Below are 19,661 nucleotides of genomic sequence, written 5' to 3'. Positions count from 1 at the left end.
CTAATGGTAATCAATCCAGAGCATCACCAATGCATTTTACATTTTTAATTATTCAGTTTGTATAAGAAGCTAGTATAGCCATAAATTTTCTATTTTGGTCAATTCGGCTCCGATGCTACGTATCGGTCCCATCCCGACGCAATCCACTATGCCTGAATTTGCCATAAAAGGAAACAATATTGTTACGCCGGAAGGCGTGCGACCAGCCGTTGTACTGGTTACGAATGGCCTGATTACCGACGTTCGAACAGACGTACCGCAAGGATACAACCATCCTATAATCGACGTAGCGGACAACGTATTGATGGCTGGTATCGTCGACCCACACGTTCATATAAACGAACCGGGCCGAACGGATTGGGAAGGCTTCAATACGGCAACAAAGGCGGCAATTGCGGGTGGCCTAACCACGCTGGTCGATATGCCGTTGAATTCGTCGCCGGTTACGACTACTGTCGATGCGTTTTCCCAGAAAATAGCCGCTACGTCCGGGATACTGCACACAAATTGCGGCTTCTGGGGCGGGCTTATTCCAGGAAATACGGACGAAATTGAGCCATTAATTGATCAGGGCGTACTGGGTTTTAAGGCATTTTTGACGCATTCGGGTATCGACGAATTCCCGAACGTAACACAAACCGATTTGCGCAAAGCGATGCCTATTCTGGCCAAATATGGCCTACCCCTTCTGGTTCATTGTGAATTATCGACCGACGAATTACTGGCGACCGGCGATAAACGTTCGTATCAAAACTACCTCTCCTCCCGCCCCAAAAGTTGGGAAGATGAAGCCATTACGTTAATGATTCGGCTGTGTGAGGAGTATAACTGCCGAACACACATCGTCCATCTGTCGTCGGCTAATTCGCTCGAAGCCATTGCCGAAGCCAAACACAGTCAATTACCACTAACCGTCGAAACCGGGCAGCATTACTTGTTTTTTAACGCTGAGCAAATCCCGGACGGGCAAACGCAGTATAAGTGTGCGCCACCTATCCGCGAAAAAGCCAACAACGACCAGCTTTGGGAAGCGCTACGTAACGGCCTTATCGATTTTGTAGCTACCGACCACTCTCCCGCCCCACCCGATTTAAAACAGACCGCAACCGGTGATTTCATGAGCGCCTGGGGCGGCATAGCCTCGCTGCAACTTGCCCTTCCCATTCTCTGGACTGCCGCCCGACAACGTGGCTGCAACGTAGTAGATGTTGCCCGATGGCTCTGCGAAAATCCGGCTAAGCTGGCTGGTATATCGCACCGAAAAGGACTTATCGCTATTGGCTACGATGCAGATTTTGTGGTCTGGAATCCTGATACAACGTTTGTTGTCAATAAAGAAATGCTTCACCATCGCCACAAAATGACACCTTATCTGGACGCTACGTTATTCGGAACCGTCGAACAAACGTATCTGGGTGGCGTACCTGTTTTTAAAAATGGACAGTTCCTGAAACTGAACGCCGGTCAAATCATCAAACGCCATTAATATGATTGACTACAGACAACGGGCAGAAAACGTACTACGTCAAATCAACCAGCTGGCGTCGATTAGCGAAGACAGCAATGGTATCACCCGTACCTTCGGAACCGAAGCTTTTCTGCGCGGAAGTGCCTTAATTCAACACTGGATGCAGTCGATTGGCTTGCAAACACGTATCGATTCGATTGGCAACGTCCGGGGGCTCCTGGAAAGTGCAAACGCGCACGCTAAAACGTTTGTACTGGCTTCGCACATGGATACGGTTGTCAACGCCGGAAAGTTTGATGGTCCACTGGGCATACTTATGGCGCTGAACCTGACTGAGCAATTAATCTTGTCAGAAAAACCGTTACCGTTTCATATTGAGCTAGTTGCATTCAGCGATGAAGAGGGCGTTCGGTTTCATACTACGTATTTGGGCAGCAAAGTAGTAGCTGGTTCTTTTGACTACGAACTACTCATGAAGCCTGATACGTCCGGTGTTACGTTGGCGCAGGTCATTTCGAAAATGGGTGGTTCAGTGGAAAAATTGATCGTTGATGCTTTGCCAAAAGAAGATTGGCTAGGTTATTTTGAAATGCACATCGAACAGGGGCCGGTGCTCTACGAACGTAACGTCCCGGTGGCCGTTGTGCTCGGTATTGCCGGTCAGAAACGTATCGACATTACGTTCCGGGGAATGGCCGGTCATGCCGGAACGGTGCCGATGACAATGCGGCAGGACGCTTTGTGTGCGGCTTCCGAATTTATTCTGGCCGTTGAGCAACTCGCGGCCAGTGAACCAAATCTGGTGGCTACGGTTGGCAAACTGAACGTAGCAAACGCAGCCAGCAACGTAATACCGGGCGAAGTCAATTGCAGTCTGGATGTACGCAGCAACGACGATGCTCTTTTGACTCATACGTACCAGGCTCTGAAGGACGTTTGTGAATCAATTGGCTGGAAACGTAACGTAGAAATTACCTGGACGCTTATTCAGGAAACGGCACCAGTTACCTGCGATGCGAATCTGAACGCAACACTCGCGCAATCAATACTTAATTCTGGCTACCCTCTCATCGAACTAGTCAGCGGAGCCGGTCATGACGCTGTGCCTATTTCCAGCGTAGCCCCCGTGTCGATGTTATTTGTCCGATGTTTTAAAGGAATAAGCCACAACCCGCTCGAAGACGTTGAACTGAACGACATAGCGGCTGCATTACAGGTAGGCGATACGTTTCTTAACCATTTAATTGACCAATATTCGCGCTGAACGTCTTGAAGGAATGGTCTAAGGATAGTTTAAGATTCTTCCTGCGTCGGAATGACAAAAAAGCTTTTCAAGTTTTAAACGATGCTTCTATAGTAACAAATCATTTAAATCTATGATGGAAATTTCTGCACTTACCCGCTCTGTTGTCAAGCACAACCACGCGATAATTAGTCCCGACGGTTACATCAACAGCCGCGTACCGGGTTGGGATAATTGTACGGTCAATGTCATCATCAACGAGCAAATGGGAGCACGTTTGTGCCAAACGCTCGTTACGTTCCTGGAAGCGGGGAAACTTGTCGGCAAAACGGAGCAATCGCAACTTTTTTTCTACGTTGTTCAGGGTCAATGCAGCGTAACGGTTTCGGGAGAAACCAACGTATTGACAACCGGTCAGTACGTGTATATTCCCATCGGACAGACGTATCAGGTGGACAATGCATCACCAGGTACACAACTCATTACGTTCCAGAAAATCTACGAAAAGCTGGACGGCTACGACATTCCGTCGGTACTCTTCGCAGATGCGGCCCATGTCGACGGACCAACGTATCTGGGCGATCCGGCGCTACGTCTCCAGGTTTTGCTGCCGGATACGCTCCAGTTCGATATGGCGGTAAATATCTTTACGTATGATCCGGGCGGCCACCTCCCGTTTGTGGAAACGCACATCATGGAACACGGTCTGACCTATTTGCAGGGACAAGGCGTGTATATGCTCGATCAGGATTGGTATCCCATCAAAAAAGGCGATTCGATCTGGATGGCTCCGTACTGTCAGCAGTGGTTTACGGCGATGGGAAAAGAACCTGCTGTTTACATTTATTACAAGAACGTAAACCGCTTCCCCACAACTGTATGACGTTGCCCGAATTAAATGAACTAACTTCAGCCGTACGAAAGGCGGCTTTAATGACCTGCTGCGGTTCATCGGCCTGGGTGACGGAAATGGATAAAATCTTCCCGGTCGAAAGTAGAGAAACATTGTTCGATCAGGCCGAAGTGATCTGGTTTACCTGCTCCGAAAATGATTGGCGGGAAGCGTTTTCGCATCATCCAAAAATCGGCGATATCAATTCGTTGCGGGAGAAATTTGCCAGTACGCGTACGTGGGCATCAGGTGAACAAGCTGGCGTTTCGACGGCGTCTCAGGACGTATTGGAGCAACTGGCGGAAGGGAATCGGCAGTACGAAGAAAAATTTGGCTATATCTTTATCGTTTGTGCCACCGGCAAATCGGCGGATGAGATGCTGGAAATACTACGCTCCCGACTACCCAACCGACCAGAAGACGAAATCCTGATCGCAGCTCAGGAACAGGATAAAATTACACGAATACGGCTCGAAAAATTGTTGCAGTCATGAGTGCCATCACAACTCACATTCTCGACACCACACGCGGAAAACCGGCCGAAGGCGTCAGCGTTATTTTATACCAGCATCAACGCGAATTACTCGAAATTGCCCGTGGCATTACGAACGCCGATGGACGTATCGCTGATTTGCTGCCTAAGAACGTAGTACTGCCTACCGGTACGTATAAACTCCGCTTCGAAACGGGGGCTTATTTTAATCAGCTTGACATCGTTACGTTCTATCCCTTTGTAGAAATCACGTTCTCTGTCACTACTGGCGAACATTATCACGTACCGTTACTCCTGAATCCGTTTGGGTATTCAACATATCGGGGAACGTGAAATGAGTGATGAGCGGTACGTGATGTGGATGCTGACGCTCTCAACAATTGATGGCATCCGCAACCACATCACGTACCGCTCATCACTAACCTTTCATCTCTAATTACACTCTCATGAACATCAATCCAGCCCGCCTTCAGCACTATTTTGAGGTATCGAGTAGCATCGGAAAAATTGGCGAAACCGGCATGTGTCGACCGGCTCATTCGGCGCTCGAAAAAGAAATGTTTATGCATGCCAAAGGCTGGATGGAAGCCGCCGGCCTGACGGTACGTATCGATAGTTTCGGGAATTTGATTGGGCGACTGGCTGGTAAAAACCCGGATGCGCCCATTTTAATGACTGGCTCTCATTTGGATACGCAGCCATATGGAGGCCGTTTCGACGGTATTTCGGGCGTTTTGTGTGCCATAGAAGCCGTTTGTACCATCGCCGAAAAGGGAATCGTTCCCGAAACGAGCATCGATGTAATTGCGTTTGCCGACGAAGAAAGCTGGCGATTCAACAAAGGTTTATTTGGGTCGCGGGGGATTCTGGGCAAACTCGAACCCGGCGAATTGCAACGTACCGACAAGGACGGCATCACCCGCGAACAGGCGCTACGTGACTTTGGCTGCGACATCACGAAATTTAAGGATGATGAATACGCACCGGGCAGCATTGGAAGTTTTTTGGAACTGCACATCGAACAAGGGCCAGTACTCGAAAAACTGAACAAACCAGTTGGGATTGTAAGCGGAATTGCCGGACCGCTTTTATTGAGCCTAAGCCTGAAAGGAATGGCTGGGCACGCGGGTTCGGTACCGATGCCGTTACGTAAAGATGCCTTGCTGGGCGCTTCAAAGGTGGTAGTGGCCGTTAACGAGATTGCTTCTCAATTTACGCCAGCGCCAACGGTGGGCACCGTCGGTACGTTAGACGTTTTTCCGTCGTCGCGGAACATTATTCCTGAATCAGTACGTATGACGATGGAATTCAGGGATATCGATATGAACCGACGTAACACCTGCGAAACGCAACTTCGGGAATCTATTGCCGGCATCGCTCAGCAGCATAATCTAACCTATGAACTGACGGTCGATACCGACATAAAATCAAGTTCTTGTGCCGACTGGATAAAAGACACGATTCGGGAAAGTTGTCATGAGTTGGGGCTGGATGCGCCCGAACTGGTTAGCGGACCGTTTCACGATGCGCTGGTGATGTCAGAAACCTGCGATTACGGGATGATTTTTGTTCGCTGCAAAGACGGCATCAGCCACAATCCATTAGAATATGCTTCCTACGAAGACCTGACTTTAGGTTGTGAGGTGTTATATAAAACGATTTTGAAAATCGTGGGTTGAACATTCTTTACTTTAGCTGCTAAAGACCTGTTCATCGCTGGATAGGTCTTTTTATGTCCAGCATATTTCTCTGAATTTTCTCACCGACTTACAAAGATCAACTATTTGATAGACAGAAGTTTGTAATACATATCAAACTACGAATGCTATTTAATTGAAAAAAAGTTTGTGAATTGTTAAAGTAAAATTCTCGTCCTACCGTCATCCCTACCAAAGCTCCGAATCTGGAAGCCAGGCCATGAGCAAGCTATACGCGTTGACGTTTGCTCATGGCCAGACGCCTGTCTTGAAACTGCGCTTTTGTAAACAATAAAAACTTAAACAACATGCATATTATCTGGAGAGTAGCCGGTGTAGCACTGGCAGTTGGGTTAGCATTATTTCTACTAACCCTTATTTTGAAAGTTCTGCTGGTTGGGCTTGGGTTGTTCCTGGTCGCCAGAGTCGTTGCAAGTAGGTTGGCAGGGCGGACGTTTGGGCCAATCGGGCAAGGTAACTGGCAACAGTCAACGATTATTTCCATCGACAATCCTACGTACCGCTCTGGCGTGACCAGAGCAAATTTTGAACGGGTTATTCCGATCGGTTAACCCAAAATCAGTAAATCAACAAATCAAATTCAGTAAACACAAAACACACAACCATGTTTAATAAACAAGCATTCGAAGCAGGAAAAGGCAATTGCGGTCATTGGGCCGGAGAAAAATTTGGCCGTGGAAAATTTAGTGGCCCATGGGGTCGGGGTAAATTCGGTGGTTTCTGGGCCGGTCGTCACGGGGCCAATTATCAGGTTCCTGTTAACATTGAAGAAACTGATACCAACTATATCGTTTCTCTGTTTGCATCCGCTTTGATTAAAGAGAATATAAAATTAAGCCTGAAAGATGACGTACTGACGGTTTCCTACCAAGGTACAGATCCGGAGACTACTTCCGAAAATACGTCCTCTGGTAACTACACCTATCAGGAATACAGCAACCGTTCTTTTGAACGATCATTTCAGCTCAACAACAAAGTGCTGACTGATACTATCTCGGCGAGTTATGCCGATGGGGTTCTGAAAGTGATTCTGCCCAAGAATCCAGAAACCAACAAGCCAGCCCAAACAATTACCGTTGGGTAATTGAAAAAGTGAGTATCAAATATAAAAAGTCCAGCCTGTACAGGCTGGACTTTTTGTGTGTACAAAGAAAATAGGGCAGTCAGTAACTACTGCTTCTTTATATCGCCACGAATTTCTCCGTTTGGATAAGTCGTAGTGTGCAGATTGGCGTAATAAAATCCATTCTTCAAACTATCCACCCGGTTCTGGTTCGCCAACTGAAATGTCCCGATAATCGGTGATGTCAGGCTCGTGAATGGAATTTCAACACCACCCGTCAACGCGGTTGAATTGGTAACGCGATGCAGGTGACCAGCCGTCATGGATGACGTAAATGGCCCGGTATACGTAACCGTGTAACTTAATGTACGAGTTGATTCGTCAATAACACCGGCGAACGTACCGGTTGCTGTTGAAGTAGTTGCTGTCGGTTTTTCACTAGCACCATTTAAAGTTGCCGTTAGCCTGGTTGTTGTCGGCGTTGGTGTTGTTGTCGTCGGATTGTCGTCCTTACAGGCGACAAATGTCATTCCAAACGCTAGCACAGCGGCAACAGATAATAGGGAATTTCTTGTGATCATGATAGTTAGTAGTTAAAAGAATCATGTGTTACTTAAGTAGTAACCGACAAAATACTCATTCGGTTTTAAGTATCTAGATAGATTGATTCTATATTTAGCGTTAATAATATCCAATAAACAGAGCTAATGGCCTGAAATGGCCGCTTTTTTTATTAGGCTTTAGTAGCCAGTAGCAGTAATATTTCCAAAACGAAGCAGAATCTTCTAATTTTGACCCACTAACTGGAATCCATTTTCTGAATTCGTTGGTTGTCTTTATAGTACGATATTTTTTAGTAACCCGTTATCCTCATTTGCTATGGCTTTTGATTTAGACATGATTCAGCGTGTGTACGCCAACCTTGGTGAACGCGTCGAAGCAGCCCGGCAGGCAGTGGGCAAACCGCTGACTCTGTCGGAGAAAATTTTATACAGTCACCTCTTTGCGGGATTACCTACTCAGGCGTTCGAGCGAGGTAAAGCCTATGTTGACTTCGCGCCCGACCGTGTAGCCATGCAGGACGCAACAGCCCAGATGGCTCTGTTGCAATTTATGCAGGCCGGTCGCCCAAAAGTGGCTGTTCCGTCAACGGTACACTGCGACCACCTGATTCAGGCCGAAGTGGGTGCCGAGCAGGATTTGGATATCGCCAAAAGCAAAAACAAAGAAGTTTATGATTTTCTGTCGTCCATCTCGAACAAATACGGGATTGGATTCTGGAAACCCGGCGCGGGTATCATTCACCAGGTTGTGATTGAAAACTACGCCTTCCCCGGCGGTATGATGATCGGTACTGATTCGCACACGCCAAACGCGGGTGGCTTGGGTATGATCGCCATTGGTGTGGGTGGTGCCGATGCCTGCGACGTAATGGCTGGCCTCGCCTGGGAATTGAAAATGCCAAAACTAATTGGCGTAAAGCTTACTGGTAAACTCAGTGGCTGGGCTTCTGCTAAAGACGTAATATTACGTGTGGCAGGCATTCTGACCGTAAAAGGCGGAACGGGCTGCATCGTCGAATATTTTGGCGAAGGAGCCGAAAGTCTGTCGGCAACTGGAAAAGGTACCATCTGTAACATGGGCGCTGAAATCGGTGCTACTACGTCGATTTTTGCGTATGACGAGAAGATGGGCAATTATTTGAAAGCCACCAGCCGGGCCGATATTGCCGATGCCGCCGATGCGGTAAAGGAACACCTTCGTTCGGATGATGAAGTGTATGCCGATCCAGCTTCGTATTATGACCAGCTTATCGAGATCGACCTGTCGGCGCTGGAGCCACACATCAATGGTCCGTTTACGCCCGACCTCGCATGGCCGCTGTCGAACTTTGCCAAAGCGGTTAAAGAAAACAACTGGCCCGAAAAACTGGAAGTTGGCCTGATCGGTTCTTGTACGAACTCCAGCTACGAAGACATGACTCGTTCGGCATCAGTAGCGGCCCAGGCAACAGCAAAGCATCTGAAAGCCAAAGCCGAATTTACCGTAACGCCCGGTTCTGAACTGGTACGTTTCACGGCTGAGCGCGACGGCCTGCTCGATACGTTCGAAGAAATCGGTGGGGTGGTTCTAGCCAACGCCTGCGGTCCGTGTATTGGTCAGTGGGCGCGTCACATGGACGATCCTACGCGTAAGAACTCAATCATTACGTCCTTCAACCGGAATTTCGCCAAACGTAACGACGGTAATGCCAGCACGCATGCTTTTGTTGCCTCGCCCGAAATCGTAACGGCCTTCGCTATTGCGGGTGATCTAACGTTCAACCCAATGACCGATACGTTGACCAACGAAAACGGTGAGCAAGTGAAACTCGATGAGCCACAGGGCATCGAGCAACCCGTAAAAGGCTATGCGGTTGACGACGCGGGCTATCAGGCTCCGGCTGCTGACGGTTCGGGGGTTCAGGTCATCGTGAGTCCAACGTCTGATCGTTTGCAACTACTGGCTCCGTTCCCAGCCTGGGAAGGTACCGATATCAAGGGTTTAAAACTCCTGATCAAAGCAAAAGGCAAATGTACGACCGACCATATTTCGATGGCGGGCCCGTGGTTGAAATACCGCGGACACCTCGACAATATTTCGAACAACATGCTGATCGGCGCCGTGAATTTCTACAATGAGAAAACCAACACGGTGAAAAATGAGCTGACTGGCGAATATGGCGAAGTGCCTGCTGTTCAGCGCGCTTACAAAGCGGCTGGTATCGGTTCGATCGTGGTTGGCGACGAAAACTACGGCGAAGGATCATCCCGCGAACACGCAGCTATGGAACCTCGCTTCCTCGGCGTTCGCGCGATTCTGGTACGTTCGTTTGCCCGGATTCACGAAACAAACCTGAAAAAACAGGGCATGCTGGCGCTAACGTTTGCTAATCCTGCTGATTACGACAAAATTCAGGAAGACGATGTTATCGACATCAACGGATTGACGGAGTTCGCTCCGGGCAAACCGCTTGAAATCGTGCTTCATCATGCTGATGGAACATCCGATACGTTCCCAGTCAATCACACCTATAACGAAGGACAGATTGAGTGGTTCAAGGCAGGTGCTGCGCTAAACATCATTCGGATGAAGCAAAGCGCGTAAGCAATCCGCCACGTGTTTTTATACGAATCGGCCAACTGTTATCCTGACAGTTGGCCGATTTTTTATACAAAAAAGCAAAAGTTGACTGAGGCAATTTATTCCAGGCTTTTTCAATCAAATTTTCCTTTCAAAATAAATAATTTAATCCAAGCTGCCCCTGATACTGGCCTCGATCTACCAGGAAAGTAGAGCCTGATTTGCCAACTTTATCCTGCTAGTTAAGGACTAAATCTACACGTAATGCCGGAGTAATTTCAATGCTAATTCCTGTCGCTAAAGAGCGCACAAATACCATTTCTGGAAGGCCTGCACAGGGCACATCATGTTTTTTTCTGCGACTAAAGTGTAAGTTATCGTAGGTAGTTTATCCTCGGAATCGGCAACGTAGTAAAGGTTTATAATTAAACGCTTTGGTTCATGCATGTGAATCTATACTCTACTAAAGTTTCAGTATGAATACCGTCAAATCACTGTTGGCACTACTAATTGAGCGTAGACTTTATACTTTTTTCGCGGTTGGGCTGTTAGTATCAGCATCGCTGCGTGGTTATGGCCAGTGCATTGTATACAAGGACGCTGATCAGCAGATAGTAACAACTTGTGAGTTTTACAATGCGAAAGGAAAAAGTGCAACAGCTGCTTATCGGCAGGAAACCTATCTGGGCAGCCCGTTCTTAACGTATCCCGTTTGGCAGAAAGGTAGCATCCAAGTAAAGAAACAGGACAAAGTTCTTCCCTGTGATTTAGCTTACAATGTAGTAAGTAATGAAGTTATGTGCCGATTTGAAGGCGATACTACACCTGTAGTAATGACTCCCGAGTTTTTCACCATAAACGGATCAGATTATACAAGGCAGCCAACCAAGCGTTATACAACCGTTCTTTATAATGGAAAAACTAAGTTACTAATGAGCCAATCCCGGCAAATAGAAGCCATTCATAATTACGGTTTTACCAAGAATAAAGACATAATTGGTGCCTACCAAACGACAACAAAATACTATATCCAAAAGCTGGATAGTAAGCTGGAAGGTAGCAAATTATCGAAGAAGTCAATTTTATCGCTCCTAGCATCCCAACACGATAAACTAAAGGATAGATTGCCAACTGATCAGCTTTCAGTTAATGATGTAATTGAGGTTTTAAAATATTATGACAGTTTGGAAAATAATAGCCAATCCAGATAACAAATACTCATAAAATGCAGCAGAAACTTTCAGTCCTTGCGCCAGCCTTATCACAAATCAGCGATTTAGCAGACTTTGTCAATCTCTTTGATTTTGAAGCAAAAGCGGCTCAGCTGATGTCTAAACTGGCGTACGAATACGTAGCCAGTGGGGCTGCCGATGAGATTACGCTACGTTGGAATCGGCAATCGCTCGACGCTTTAAAACTAAATCCGACCGTTCTGACCGACGTAACAAAACCCGACACCCGCGTTACGTTATTCGGAAGGGAGCTTCCCTACCCTATTCTGATTGCTCCTACAGCTTACCATCGCATTATGCACCCAGAGGCCGAACTCGCCACGGCACGTGGAGCCGGAGCCGCATCGGCCACCTACGTAGTGAGTTCATTTACTACGTCGCCACTGGAAGAAATTGCGAACGTAGCAACTCTGCCATTATGGTTTCAGCTTTACGTCCGCGACGATCGGGATTTCACCAAAGATCTTGTACAAAAGGCGCAGGCGCTGGGCTATCAGGCACTTTGCGTAACGGTCGATACACCTGTCGGCGGAGTGCGCAACCGCGAGCAACGTATCAACTTTAGTCTACCCGACGACGTAGTGGTTCCGTATATGATCGCACCAGGTCCGCAGAAAAAACCACTGACCTGGAAGGATATTGAGTGGCTGCAATCTCTTATCGACATTCCGGTATTAGTGAAAGGCATTATGAATCCGGAAGATGCAGAACGCGCCATCCAGTCAGGTGTTTCGGGCCTGATTGTCTCCAATCACGGGGCTCGAAATCTCGATACTGTTCCCGCAACGATTGAGGTACTTCCGTATATAACCGAACGAGTCAATGGACGCATCACGGTATTAATGGATGGTGGTATCCGGCGAGGCACCGACGTAGTAAAAGCCATATCGCTGGGTGCACAAGCGGTATTGATCGGTAAACCAGTCTGCTACGGCCTGGCCTGCGGTGGCGCATCAGGCGTTGCCAAAGTGCTGAATATCCTGAGAGAAGAACTGGAGCTAGCGATGATTCTGCTGGGTAAGGGTTCGCTTTCGGCTATAGACAGGTCTGTGCTTTGGGAAAAGTTCAATAAATAGCCCAACTATTCTTGTCATGTTTAGTAACGAAGAGTTATAGGACCTCTAAACCCTCTGATTATGAGATGTTAAGATGCTACGTTCCTCAACATGACGAAATCAATTCTACGACGTATCATGTAAACCGTAGCATTACGTTAACACGTAAAATCGCTCGTAGACTCTCTTTTTAATAAGCTTACTCAACTGTTGATACGTTGCTTCATCGTCAAAGGCAGGTATTGATAGTAATCGCATTGGGACTTCGCTCTTTTGGGGCTGATAAGGCGGTTGCCTGTAATCGTATGGATTCAGATAAAATCCCTGCCGTTCATAGAACCGAACCCGACGTTGACGGATTTCATCGTCAGGCCGTTCAACTTCCAGTATACAATAGCGACAATCCATCCGTAGCAATTCCAGCATAGCTTTCTGGCCATACTGCTTTCCCCGTTGCGTCGGTGCCATCGCAATGTGCTCAACAAACACAATATCCTCCCACAGCCAATAGATAATAAAACCGACTAGTTCGTCTGAAACTAGAAGCGCGCACAGATGCATATCAGCGCAGTCCAAAAGATTCTGTAAATCATCTGGTTGGCGCCGTTCATCGACAGGAAATGATTCTTCATACCATTTTTTTATGCTTTCCAGAAAAGGATGCGGTTTGGTAATTCTGAAAAAAGTCATAAAAAATTCATTAGTTTTAATGTAAATTTAATCTTTCTTAGATGAAGTTATCTTTATCAAAGTTTTATAACTATCTGACTAGGAATTAGTTGCGTCAATACTAGTTCTTAATTACATTTGGTTTCTAAACAAGATGAACGTGCGGCAATACAAATCTGGTGTATTTCGACTGCTCTGCTTTTTGATGGCGTTGAATGCCATTAACTTAGGCATGACGGTTCGGGATACGCCTGCTTATTTCAGCCAGTCGAACACGTATCATGAAGACATTTCAATCAACAAAATCGAAAGTATCAGTGAGTTGATTCTTGAAGACTGGCTTGGTTTCACCGATGCTATCCCCGAACAGGATAGCCCCGATGAAGACCCAGAAATCACCGAACTGGAAATTGATTACGACTGCTTTCACCTATTCTCATTTGATCTGTTGCCTTCCAACGTTCAGTTTCTGACAGCGGGTAACATCCTGTTTCGGCCGGATCCTTTTTTGGTATACATACCAGAAATTAACGCTCCGCCCCCTCAATCTTTAACTTAATCGTAACAACTGGCGACTGCGCCAGTATAGTTACGATCAGCTAGTTAAATGATCTGACCTTCAGACATTTAAACAAATAATTAAATTTAACGAATTGGCTTCGCTGAAATCTATCATGGATTTTGAGCGATGCACACCTATATACTACTCTATAGATTATGAAAACTGGATGCACACTTCCCGCCCTTTTTCTCGGTGCCTTCCTAGTAAGCTGTTCAGGAAGCAAAACAAAAACTGAAGAGCCCGAAAAGCTTAAACTACCTGTTGTTCAACTAAGTCGAAAATCGACAACCCTCCAGCGTGAATACGTAACAACGATGGAAGCGGTACGTAATGTCGAAATTCGCGCTCGGGTATCGGGCTTTCTGGACAAAATTTACGTCGACGAAGGCCAGACGGTTCATAAAGGACAACTATTATTCACGTTGAATCCAGCCGAATATCGGGTTACGCTCGATAAGGCTAAAGCTGCCCTACGTAGTGCGGCAGCCAGCGCGAAAACTGCTGAGGTTGAGGTCAATCGGGTAAAATTGCTGGTTGATAAAAAAATTATTTCTCCTTCGGAATTAGAACTGGCCAAAGCCAAACTGGATGCTGCCCATGCGCTGATTCAGGAAGCCGAATCCGCTCAATCGACGGCTTCACTTCGGCTGGCACAGGCCAGCATCCGCGCACCATTTGACGGTATCATTAACCGGATTCCGTTTAAAATTGGGAGTCTTATCGAAGAAGGAGCGCTGTTAACCGAGGTTTCTGACCTGCACGAAGTGTTCGCGTATTTCGACGTATCGGAGAAAGAATACCTGGGCTTTTTGAAACGTCACCGCGATCTGGTCGGGAAGGGTGGTCAGGAAGTGGAAATGATGCTGGCCGATGAAACGACGTATCCGCATAAGGGACGTATCGAAACGATGGAAACCGTTTTTGAAGAGTCAGGTACAATTGCCTTTCGTGCCCGTTTTCCGAATCCGCAAAAGGTGCTAAAACATGGCTCATCGGGCAAAGTCCGGTTACCGAATATTGTGAATGACGCACTGCTTGTGCCTCAAAAAGCGGTTTTTGAAGTTCAGGACAAAAACTATGTATACGTTGTCGATAAGACCAACAAAGTGAAATCCCGGAGTTTCGTACCGCAGGCTCGTGTGGGGCTCAACTACATTGTCCGGTCGGGTCTGGAGCCCGGCGATCGGGTGGTCTATGAAGGCATTCAGAACGTTCGCGACGGCGACGAAATCATCCCTGAAGCGATATCTCTCGGGGATAGCCTGTCAAATCAGAATACACTTGCTCAACAATAGGCAGGCTTAAACATAGCGCGAAAGAGTGAAAGCCATTCGGCGGGATAACCTGCGTCATGCTGTCACTCTTTCATTCTTTGGCGCTTTGTTCATACCTGGCTTTGAATCGATTTTCTCATGTTCGACTTATTTATCAAACGTCCGCTGCTCTCAGCGGTCATTTCGGTATTAATAACGTTGCTTGGTTTTCTTGCCCTTCAGGGGCTACCGGTAACGCAATTTCCCGACATTGTTCCCCCATCTGTTACCGTAACTGCCAAATACACAGGCGCTAATGCTGAGGTTGCTACTAAAGCAGTTGCTATGCCGCTGGAACGCGCCATTAATGGGGTGCCAGGTATGGTGTACATGAACTCCGTGTCTGGTAACGACGGCACCACAATTATTCAGGTCTTTTTCAACGTAGGCACCGACCCCGATTTGGCCGCGATGGGCGTTCAGAACCGCGTAACGACAGTGCTGGATGAACTGCCCGAAGAAGTTATTAAAGCGGGCGTATCGACTGAAAAAGAGGTAAATAGTATGCTGCTCTACCTCAATATTTTCAGTAATGATCCAAGTGTCGACGAGAAATTCATTTACAACTTCGCTGACATCAACGTATTGGCCGAGTTGAAACGTATCGACGGGGTTGGTTTCGTCGATATCATGGGGTCGCGCGAATATTCGATGCGGGTCTGGCTCAAGCCCGACCGATTGACCGCTTACGGGATTTCGCCCGACGAGGTCATCGAGTCCATTCGCAAACAGAACGTAGAGGCCGCTCCCGGTAAAGCTGGCGAAAGTGCCGACCGAACCCCGCAAATGCTGCAATACGTACTACGTTACAGCGGCAAATTTTTCGACCCCAAGCAATACGAAACTCTGGTGTTACGTGCCGATCCAGACGGGTCGATTTTACGACTGAAGGACGTAGCAGAGATTGAATTCGGCTCGCTCGATTACGACGTACTGTCGAAAACCGATGGTCGCCCTTCAGCGTCGATTATGCTTAAGCAGCGACCCGGTTCTAACGCCCGCGACGTCATCAACAATGTAAAAAACCGGATGGCCGAATTGAAGAAAACCAATTTCCCGCCGGGCATGACTTACAATTTCGCCTACGACGTATCGCGGTTTCTGGATGCGTCGATCCACGAAGTGATACGTACCCTGATCGAAGCTTTCATACTGGTGTTCCTGGTGGTCTTTCTGTTTTTGCAGGATTGGCGTTCAACGTTGATTTGTGCGCTGGCGGTGCCGGTGGCGCTGGTAGGTGCGTTTGCATTCATGAGTACGATTGGCTTCTCGATTAACCTGCTCACCCTGTTTGCGTTGGTGCTGGCCATAGGGATTGTGGTCGATAACGCCATCGTCGTAGTCGAAGCTGTTCACGCCAAAATGAGCGAAAGCCATCTTTCGCCAAGAGATGCTACGTTCGCGGCTATGAAAGAAATCAGTGGGGCGCTCATTGCCATTACGTTGGTTATGTCGGCGGTGTTTGTACCGGTGGCTTTTATGACGGGGCCGGTTGGTATTTTCTACCGGCAGTTTTCGCTGACGCTGGCCGTTGCCATTGTTATTTCGGGGATCAACGCCGTAACGCTCACACCCGCCCTATGCGCGCTACTGCTACGTCCCTCACACGACCACGTAGCAACAGGATTACTAGGGCGTTTTTTCGCGAGTTTTAACCGGGGTTTTGATGCGCTGACCGGTCGCTACCAGAACCTACTGAAACGGGTACTGAGCCGCGGCATCATTACGGTTGGCATGCTGGCTCTGTTTGCTTTTGGTACCTGGGGCATCAGTAAAATTCTTCCAAGTGGTTTTATTCCGACTGAAGATCAGGGCATGATTTACGTCAGTGTGACTACGCCCGTTGGTGCTACGTTGAAGCGAACGGAGGACGTACTGGATAAAATTCAGCGGATTGCTTCGAAAATGGAGGCCGTCGACAACGTATCGATGCTGGCAGGGTATAGCCTGATGACCGATGGTGTGGGTGCGTCGTATGGCATGGGCATGATTAATCTCAAAGACTGGAATGAACGTAGCCAGACACTGGACGACATTATCAAAGAACTACAGGAAAAAACGCAGTCGGTGCAGGACGCCAGCGTTCAGTTTTTTCCGCCCCCTACCGTCCCAGGCTTCGGAAACGCCAGTGGTTTTGAACTCCGCCTACTCGACCGAACCGGCTCCGGCGACCTTCAGAAAACCAAAAAAGTAGCCGACGATTTCATCGCAGCCCTGAAAAAACGACCTGAAATCGGCGACGTGTTTACCAGTTTCGACCCCAGTTTCCCGCAGTATCTCCTTCAGGTTGACCAAGACAAGGCTGCTCAGAAAGGCGTTTCTATCGACAACGCGATGAGTACGCTGCAAACGCTGATGGGCAGTTATTATGCGTCGAATTTTATCCGGTTTGGGCAGATGTACAAAGTGATGGTACAGGCCTCGCCCGAATACCGCGCTAAACCGGAAGACGTACTGAATCTGCGCGTTAAAAACGAAGCCGGCGAGATGGTTCCCTACTCCAACTTTGTGAGTCTGAAACGGGTGTACGGCCCTGAGCAGATTACGCGCTACAATATGTATTTCTCCGCGCTTATGAACGGCGAGCAGGCGCCCGGTTACAGCAGTGGCGATGCGCTACGTACCGTACAGGAAGTGGCGGATAAAACGTTGCCCAAAGGCTACTCATTTGCCTGGTCGGGTATGTCGCGTGAGGAAGTCTTATCGGGCGATCAGGCCATTTTCATCTTTCTGATTTGTTTGGTCTTTGTTTACCTATTGCTGGTAGCCCAATACGAAAGCCTTTTTTTGCCGCTTGCCGTATTGATGTCGCTGCCCGCCGGTATTTTCGGATCCTTCCTGTGCCTGGAATTAGCTGGTCTTCAGAACAATATATACGCTCAGGTTTCGCTGGTTATGCTCATCGGGCTGTTGGGTAAAAATGCCATTCTGATTGTCGAATTTGCGAATCAACGTCAACAGGAAGGTTTGCCCATTCTGAAAGCAGCTCTAGAAGGAGCCGTTACGCGCTTACGTCCCATTTTAATGACCTCACTGGCGTTTATTGCTGGTTTGATTCCGCTTTGTATCGCTTCAGGAGCGGGAGCATTGGGAAACCGCTCCATCGGTACAGCGGCAGCCGGGGGCATGCTCATCGGAACAGTGTTTGGGTTGGTGCTGGTGCCTGGCCTCTACGTCCTGTTTGCGAAACTCGCCCAAAAATTTGGGGCAAAAAAACCGTCCGACCACCACTCATCAGACTCAGTTTCTACCAAAACGAATGCAAATGGTGCTGTTCTTCAAGAATCTTAATACGTTTTATTTTATAATCTGTTTGTGCATAACAGGTGCATTCAGCAGTTGCCGAATTCACCATACGCCTGCTCCAGTCCCCACAATTCCAGTTCCGCAATCGTATGTAGGACGTACTGATTCGATTAATGTTGGCGAATTGCCGCACCAGACGCTATTTACCGACCCTAATCTGGTGGCGCTCATCGACACGGCGCTGACACGAAATCTGGATTTAAAAATTGCGCTGCAACGTATCGAGGTGGCCCGTGCTAATTACACCATCACTCAGGGAGCTTTAGTCCCACGTATTGACGCTGTAGCCACAGCCAGCGTTGACCGTTACGGTCGCTATACGCTTAACGGCGTGGGTAATTACGATACGAATCTGTCGGGCAACGTATCAGGTGCCAGTCAGATTCCGAACCCCACACCCGATTTTTTCCTTGGACTACGTTCGTCCTGGGAAATTGATATCTGGGGAAAGCTTCGCAATCGTCGTCGGGCTGCCTATACCCGCTTACTGGCCTCTCAGGAAGGTCGCAATCTGATTGCCACAGCCCTCACAGCCGACGTAGCAAGGCTCTATTATTCATTGCTAGCGTTGGACGAGGAGCTGGAAATCATCGGCGAAAACGTCCAATTACAGCAGAAAGCCGTCGAACTGGTAGAAGTTCAGAAAGCAGCCGGACGGGTTACGGAACTGGCTGTTCAGCAATTCAAAGCCCAGCTTTTGAATACGCGCGGATTGGAAGGGCGTGTGAAGCAGGAAATTATTGAACTGGAGAATCAGTTGAACAACCTGCTCGGCCGCTACCCCCAAACGATTCTACGGGGCGCTTCCATTGAGAAGCAATCGCTGCCAACATCTATCTCCGCCGGATTACCCACCCAGTTGGTACGTCGTCGGCCCGACGTTCGGCAGGCCGAGCGAGAACTTGAAGCCGCCCATATCGACGTAGTGGTAGCGCAGGCTGAGTTTTTACCATCGCTGAACCTTACACCTTATGTGGGTTTCAACGCCTTCCGGCCCGAAGTGCTGCTGAATCCGCAATCGTTAGCGCTGGGTATACTTGGTGGACTGGGTGCTCCCGTCTTTAATCGGCGGGCGTTAAAAGGCAATTTAGCCATTACGAATGCTCAAAGTCGCGAAGCCTATTATGCTTACCAGCGAGCCATTATAGGTGGTGTTTCGGAGGTGGTGACCAGCCTGAAAGGGTTAGACAATTTTCGTAACGTAGCTAGTCTGCAACGTCAGGAAGTTGACGTATTACGTCAGGCCACCACTACGTCGAATGAGTTATTTGCGAACGGGTATGCTACGTATCTGGAAGTTATCACGGCTCAACGTAATGTACTGGAAGCTGAACTCGCTCTCATCAATACCAAACGTTCACAATTTCTGGCGCTGGTTGGTCTATATCGCGCTTTGGGCGGAGGAGTTTTGAGCGATAAATGATGAACGGTCCGCCGTAGTGGTTGGCTGACGTCAGCAGGCAGTAATGCGTCAGCCAACCACTACGGCGGACCGTTCATCACTCTTCGTTCATTTATAATCAC

At 48.0% G+C, this 19,661-nt stretch carries 17 protein-coding genes; 15 read left to right on the top strand and 2 right to left on the bottom strand.

Going from position 1 to position 19,661, the window contains the following annotated elements; translation table 11 throughout:
* The first annotated feature begins 94 nt into the window (after positions 1–94).
* The 8 genes from allB to ACYVF1_RS09625 all read left to right on the top strand — a co-directional run bounded on the left by allB (position 95) and on the right by ACYVF1_RS09625 (position 6,898).
* Positions 95–1,486, top strand: coding sequence for an allantoinase AllB (gene allB, locus ACYVF1_RS09660; protein WP_461078075.1), 1,392 nt, complete (start codon positions 95–97; stop codon positions 1,484–1,486).
* 1 nt (position 1,487) lies between these two features.
* Positions 1,488–2,732, top strand: coding sequence for an allantoate amidohydrolase (locus ACYVF1_RS09655; protein WP_461078074.1), 1,245 nt, complete (start codon positions 1,488–1,490; stop codon positions 2,730–2,732).
* 112 nt (positions 2,733–2,844) lie between these two features.
* Positions 2,845–3,594: a (S)-ureidoglycine aminohydrolase gene (allE, locus tag ACYVF1_RS09650; RefSeq protein ID WP_461078072.1), complete on the top strand. Its 750-nt coding sequence runs from the start codon at positions 2,845–2,847 to the stop codon at positions 3,592–3,594.
* Complete coding sequence (gene uraD, locus ACYVF1_RS09645) at positions 3,591–4,097, top strand: 2-oxo-4-hydroxy-4-carboxy-5-ureidoimidazoline decarboxylase (RefSeq protein ID WP_461078070.1); 507 nt, start codon at positions 3,591–3,593, stop codon at positions 4,095–4,097. The genes allE and uraD overlap by 4 nt, the downstream gene beginning before the upstream one ends.
* Positions 4,094–4,429 carry a hydroxyisourate hydrolase gene (gene uraH, locus ACYVF1_RS09640; protein ID WP_461078068.1) on the top strand — a complete coding sequence of 112 codons (336 nt, stop codon included), beginning with the start codon at positions 4,094–4,096 and terminating at the stop codon, positions 4,427–4,429. Before uraD ends, uraH begins: the two co-directional genes overlap by 4 nt.
* 113 nt (positions 4,430–4,542) lie before the next feature.
* Entirely contained in the window at positions 4,543–5,775 is a 1,233-nt protein-coding gene (locus ACYVF1_RS09635; RefSeq protein WP_461078066.1) for a M20 family metallo-hydrolase, read from the top strand.
* Between the two features lie 326 nt (positions 5,776–6,101).
* Positions 6,102–6,365, top strand: a complete 264-nt coding sequence (locus ACYVF1_RS09630) for a hypothetical protein (protein ID WP_461078064.1) — start codon at positions 6,102–6,104, stop codon at positions 6,363–6,365.
* Positions 6,366–6,418: 53 nt separating this feature from the next.
* Positions 6,419–6,898: an Hsp20/alpha crystallin family protein gene (locus ACYVF1_RS09625; protein WP_461078062.1), complete on the top strand. Its 480-nt coding sequence runs from the start codon at positions 6,419–6,421 to the stop codon at positions 6,896–6,898.
* A gap of 86 nt (positions 6,899–6,984) precedes the next feature.
* Here ACYVF1_RS09625 and ACYVF1_RS09620 read toward each other — a convergent pair whose 3' ends face one another.
* On the bottom strand, positions 6,985–7,458 hold the full coding sequence (locus tag ACYVF1_RS09620; RefSeq protein WP_461078060.1) for a CHRD domain-containing protein: 474 nt from the start codon (positions 7,456–7,458) through the stop codon (positions 6,985–6,987).
* Between the two features lie 298 nt (positions 7,459–7,756).
* Between ACYVF1_RS09620 and ACYVF1_RS09615 the strand changes: the two genes are divergently transcribed.
* The 3 genes from ACYVF1_RS09615 to ACYVF1_RS09605 all read left to right on the top strand — a co-directional run bounded on the left by ACYVF1_RS09615 (position 7,757) and on the right by ACYVF1_RS09605 (position 12,308).
* Entirely contained in the window at positions 7,757–10,024 is a 2,268-nt protein-coding gene (locus tag ACYVF1_RS09615; RefSeq protein WP_461078058.1) for an aconitate hydratase, read from the top strand.
* A 452-nt stretch (positions 10,025–10,476) separates the two neighbouring features.
* Positions 10,477–11,211, top strand: a complete 735-nt coding sequence (locus tag ACYVF1_RS09610; protein ID WP_461078056.1) for a hypothetical protein — start codon at positions 10,477–10,479, stop codon at positions 11,209–11,211.
* Positions 11,212–11,225: 14 nt separating this feature from the next.
* Complete coding sequence (locus ACYVF1_RS09605; protein ID WP_461078054.1) at positions 11,226–12,308, top strand: alpha-hydroxy acid oxidase; 1,083 nt, start codon at positions 11,226–11,228, stop codon at positions 12,306–12,308.
* A gap of 132 nt (positions 12,309–12,440) precedes the next feature.
* Here ACYVF1_RS09605 and ACYVF1_RS09600 read toward each other — a convergent pair whose 3' ends face one another.
* Positions 12,441–12,977, bottom strand: a complete 537-nt coding sequence (locus tag ACYVF1_RS09600; protein WP_461078052.1) for a GNAT family N-acetyltransferase — start codon at positions 12,975–12,977, stop codon at positions 12,441–12,443.
* Between the two features lie 133 nt (positions 12,978–13,110).
* Between ACYVF1_RS09600 and ACYVF1_RS09595 the strand changes: the two genes are divergently transcribed.
* The 4 genes from ACYVF1_RS09595 (at position 13,111) to ACYVF1_RS09580 (ending at position 19,560) form a co-directional block, all read left to right on the top strand.
* Entirely contained in the window at positions 13,111–13,515 is a 405-nt protein-coding gene (locus tag ACYVF1_RS09595; protein ID WP_461078050.1) for a hypothetical protein, read from the top strand.
* Positions 13,516–13,673: 158 nt separating this feature from the next.
* A complete protein-coding gene (locus tag ACYVF1_RS09590; protein ID WP_461078048.1) occupies positions 13,674–14,813 on the top strand; it encodes an efflux RND transporter periplasmic adaptor subunit in 1,140 nt (379 codons plus the stop codon).
* Between the two features lie 117 nt (positions 14,814–14,930).
* Complete coding sequence (locus ACYVF1_RS09585; RefSeq protein ID WP_461078046.1) at positions 14,931–18,122, top strand: efflux RND transporter permease subunit; 3,192 nt, start codon at positions 14,931–14,933, stop codon at positions 18,120–18,122.
* A complete protein-coding gene (locus tag ACYVF1_RS09580; RefSeq protein ID WP_461078045.1) occupies positions 18,097–19,560 on the top strand; it encodes a TolC family protein in 1,464 nt (487 codons plus the stop codon). Before ACYVF1_RS09585 ends, ACYVF1_RS09580 begins: the two co-directional genes overlap by 26 nt.
* Positions 19,561–19,661: the final 101 nt, after the last annotated feature.

The sequence above is a fragment of the Spirosoma flavus genome (assembly GCF_054778555.1).
This window is presented reverse-complemented; position numbering and strand designations above follow the sequence as displayed.

Coding starts and splice junctions, on each gene's coding strand:
- ACYVF1_RS09655 (WP_461078074.1), top strand. CDS start 1,488: ATGATTGACTACAGACAACGGGCAGAAAACGTACTACGTCAAATCAAC.
- allE (WP_461078072.1), top strand. CDS start 2,845: ATGATGGAAATTTCTGCACTTACCCGCTCTGTTGTCAAGCACAACCAC.
- uraD (WP_461078070.1), top strand. CDS start 3,591: ATGACGTTGCCCGAATTAAATGAACTAACTTCAGCCGTACGAAAGGCG.
- uraH (WP_461078068.1), top strand. CDS start 4,094: ATGAGTGCCATCACAACTCACATTCTCGACACCACACGCGGAAAACCG.
- ACYVF1_RS09635 (WP_461078066.1), top strand. CDS start 4,543: ATGAACATCAATCCAGCCCGCCTTCAGCACTATTTTGAGGTATCGAGT.
- ACYVF1_RS09630 (WP_461078064.1), top strand. CDS start 6,102: ATGCATATTATCTGGAGAGTAGCCGGTGTAGCACTGGCAGTTGGGTTA.
- ACYVF1_RS09625 (WP_461078062.1), top strand. CDS start 6,419: ATGTTTAATAAACAAGCATTCGAAGCAGGAAAAGGCAATTGCGGTCAT.
- ACYVF1_RS09620 (WP_461078060.1), bottom strand. CDS start 7,458: ATGATCACAAGAAATTCCCTATTATCTGTTGCCGCTGTGCTAGCGTTT.
- ACYVF1_RS09615 (WP_461078058.1), top strand. CDS start 7,757: ATGGCTTTTGATTTAGACATGATTCAGCGTGTGTACGCCAACCTTGGT.
- ACYVF1_RS09610 (WP_461078056.1), top strand. CDS start 10,477: ATGAATACCGTCAAATCACTGTTGGCACTACTAATTGAGCGTAGACTT.
- ACYVF1_RS09605 (WP_461078054.1), top strand. CDS start 11,226: ATGCAGCAGAAACTTTCAGTCCTTGCGCCAGCCTTATCACAAATCAGC.
- ACYVF1_RS09600 (WP_461078052.1), bottom strand. CDS start 12,977: ATGACTTTTTTCAGAATTACCAAACCGCATCCTTTTCTGGAAAGCATA.
- ACYVF1_RS09595 (WP_461078050.1), top strand. CDS start 13,111: ATGAACGTGCGGCAATACAAATCTGGTGTATTTCGACTGCTCTGCTTT.
- ACYVF1_RS09590 (WP_461078048.1), top strand. CDS start 13,674: ATGAAAACTGGATGCACACTTCCCGCCCTTTTTCTCGGTGCCTTCCTA.
- ACYVF1_RS09585 (WP_461078046.1), top strand. CDS start 14,931: ATGTTCGACTTATTTATCAAACGTCCGCTGCTCTCAGCGGTCATTTCG.
- ACYVF1_RS09580 (WP_461078045.1), top strand. CDS start 18,097: ATGGTGCTGTTCTTCAAGAATCTTAATACGTTTTATTTTATAATCTGT.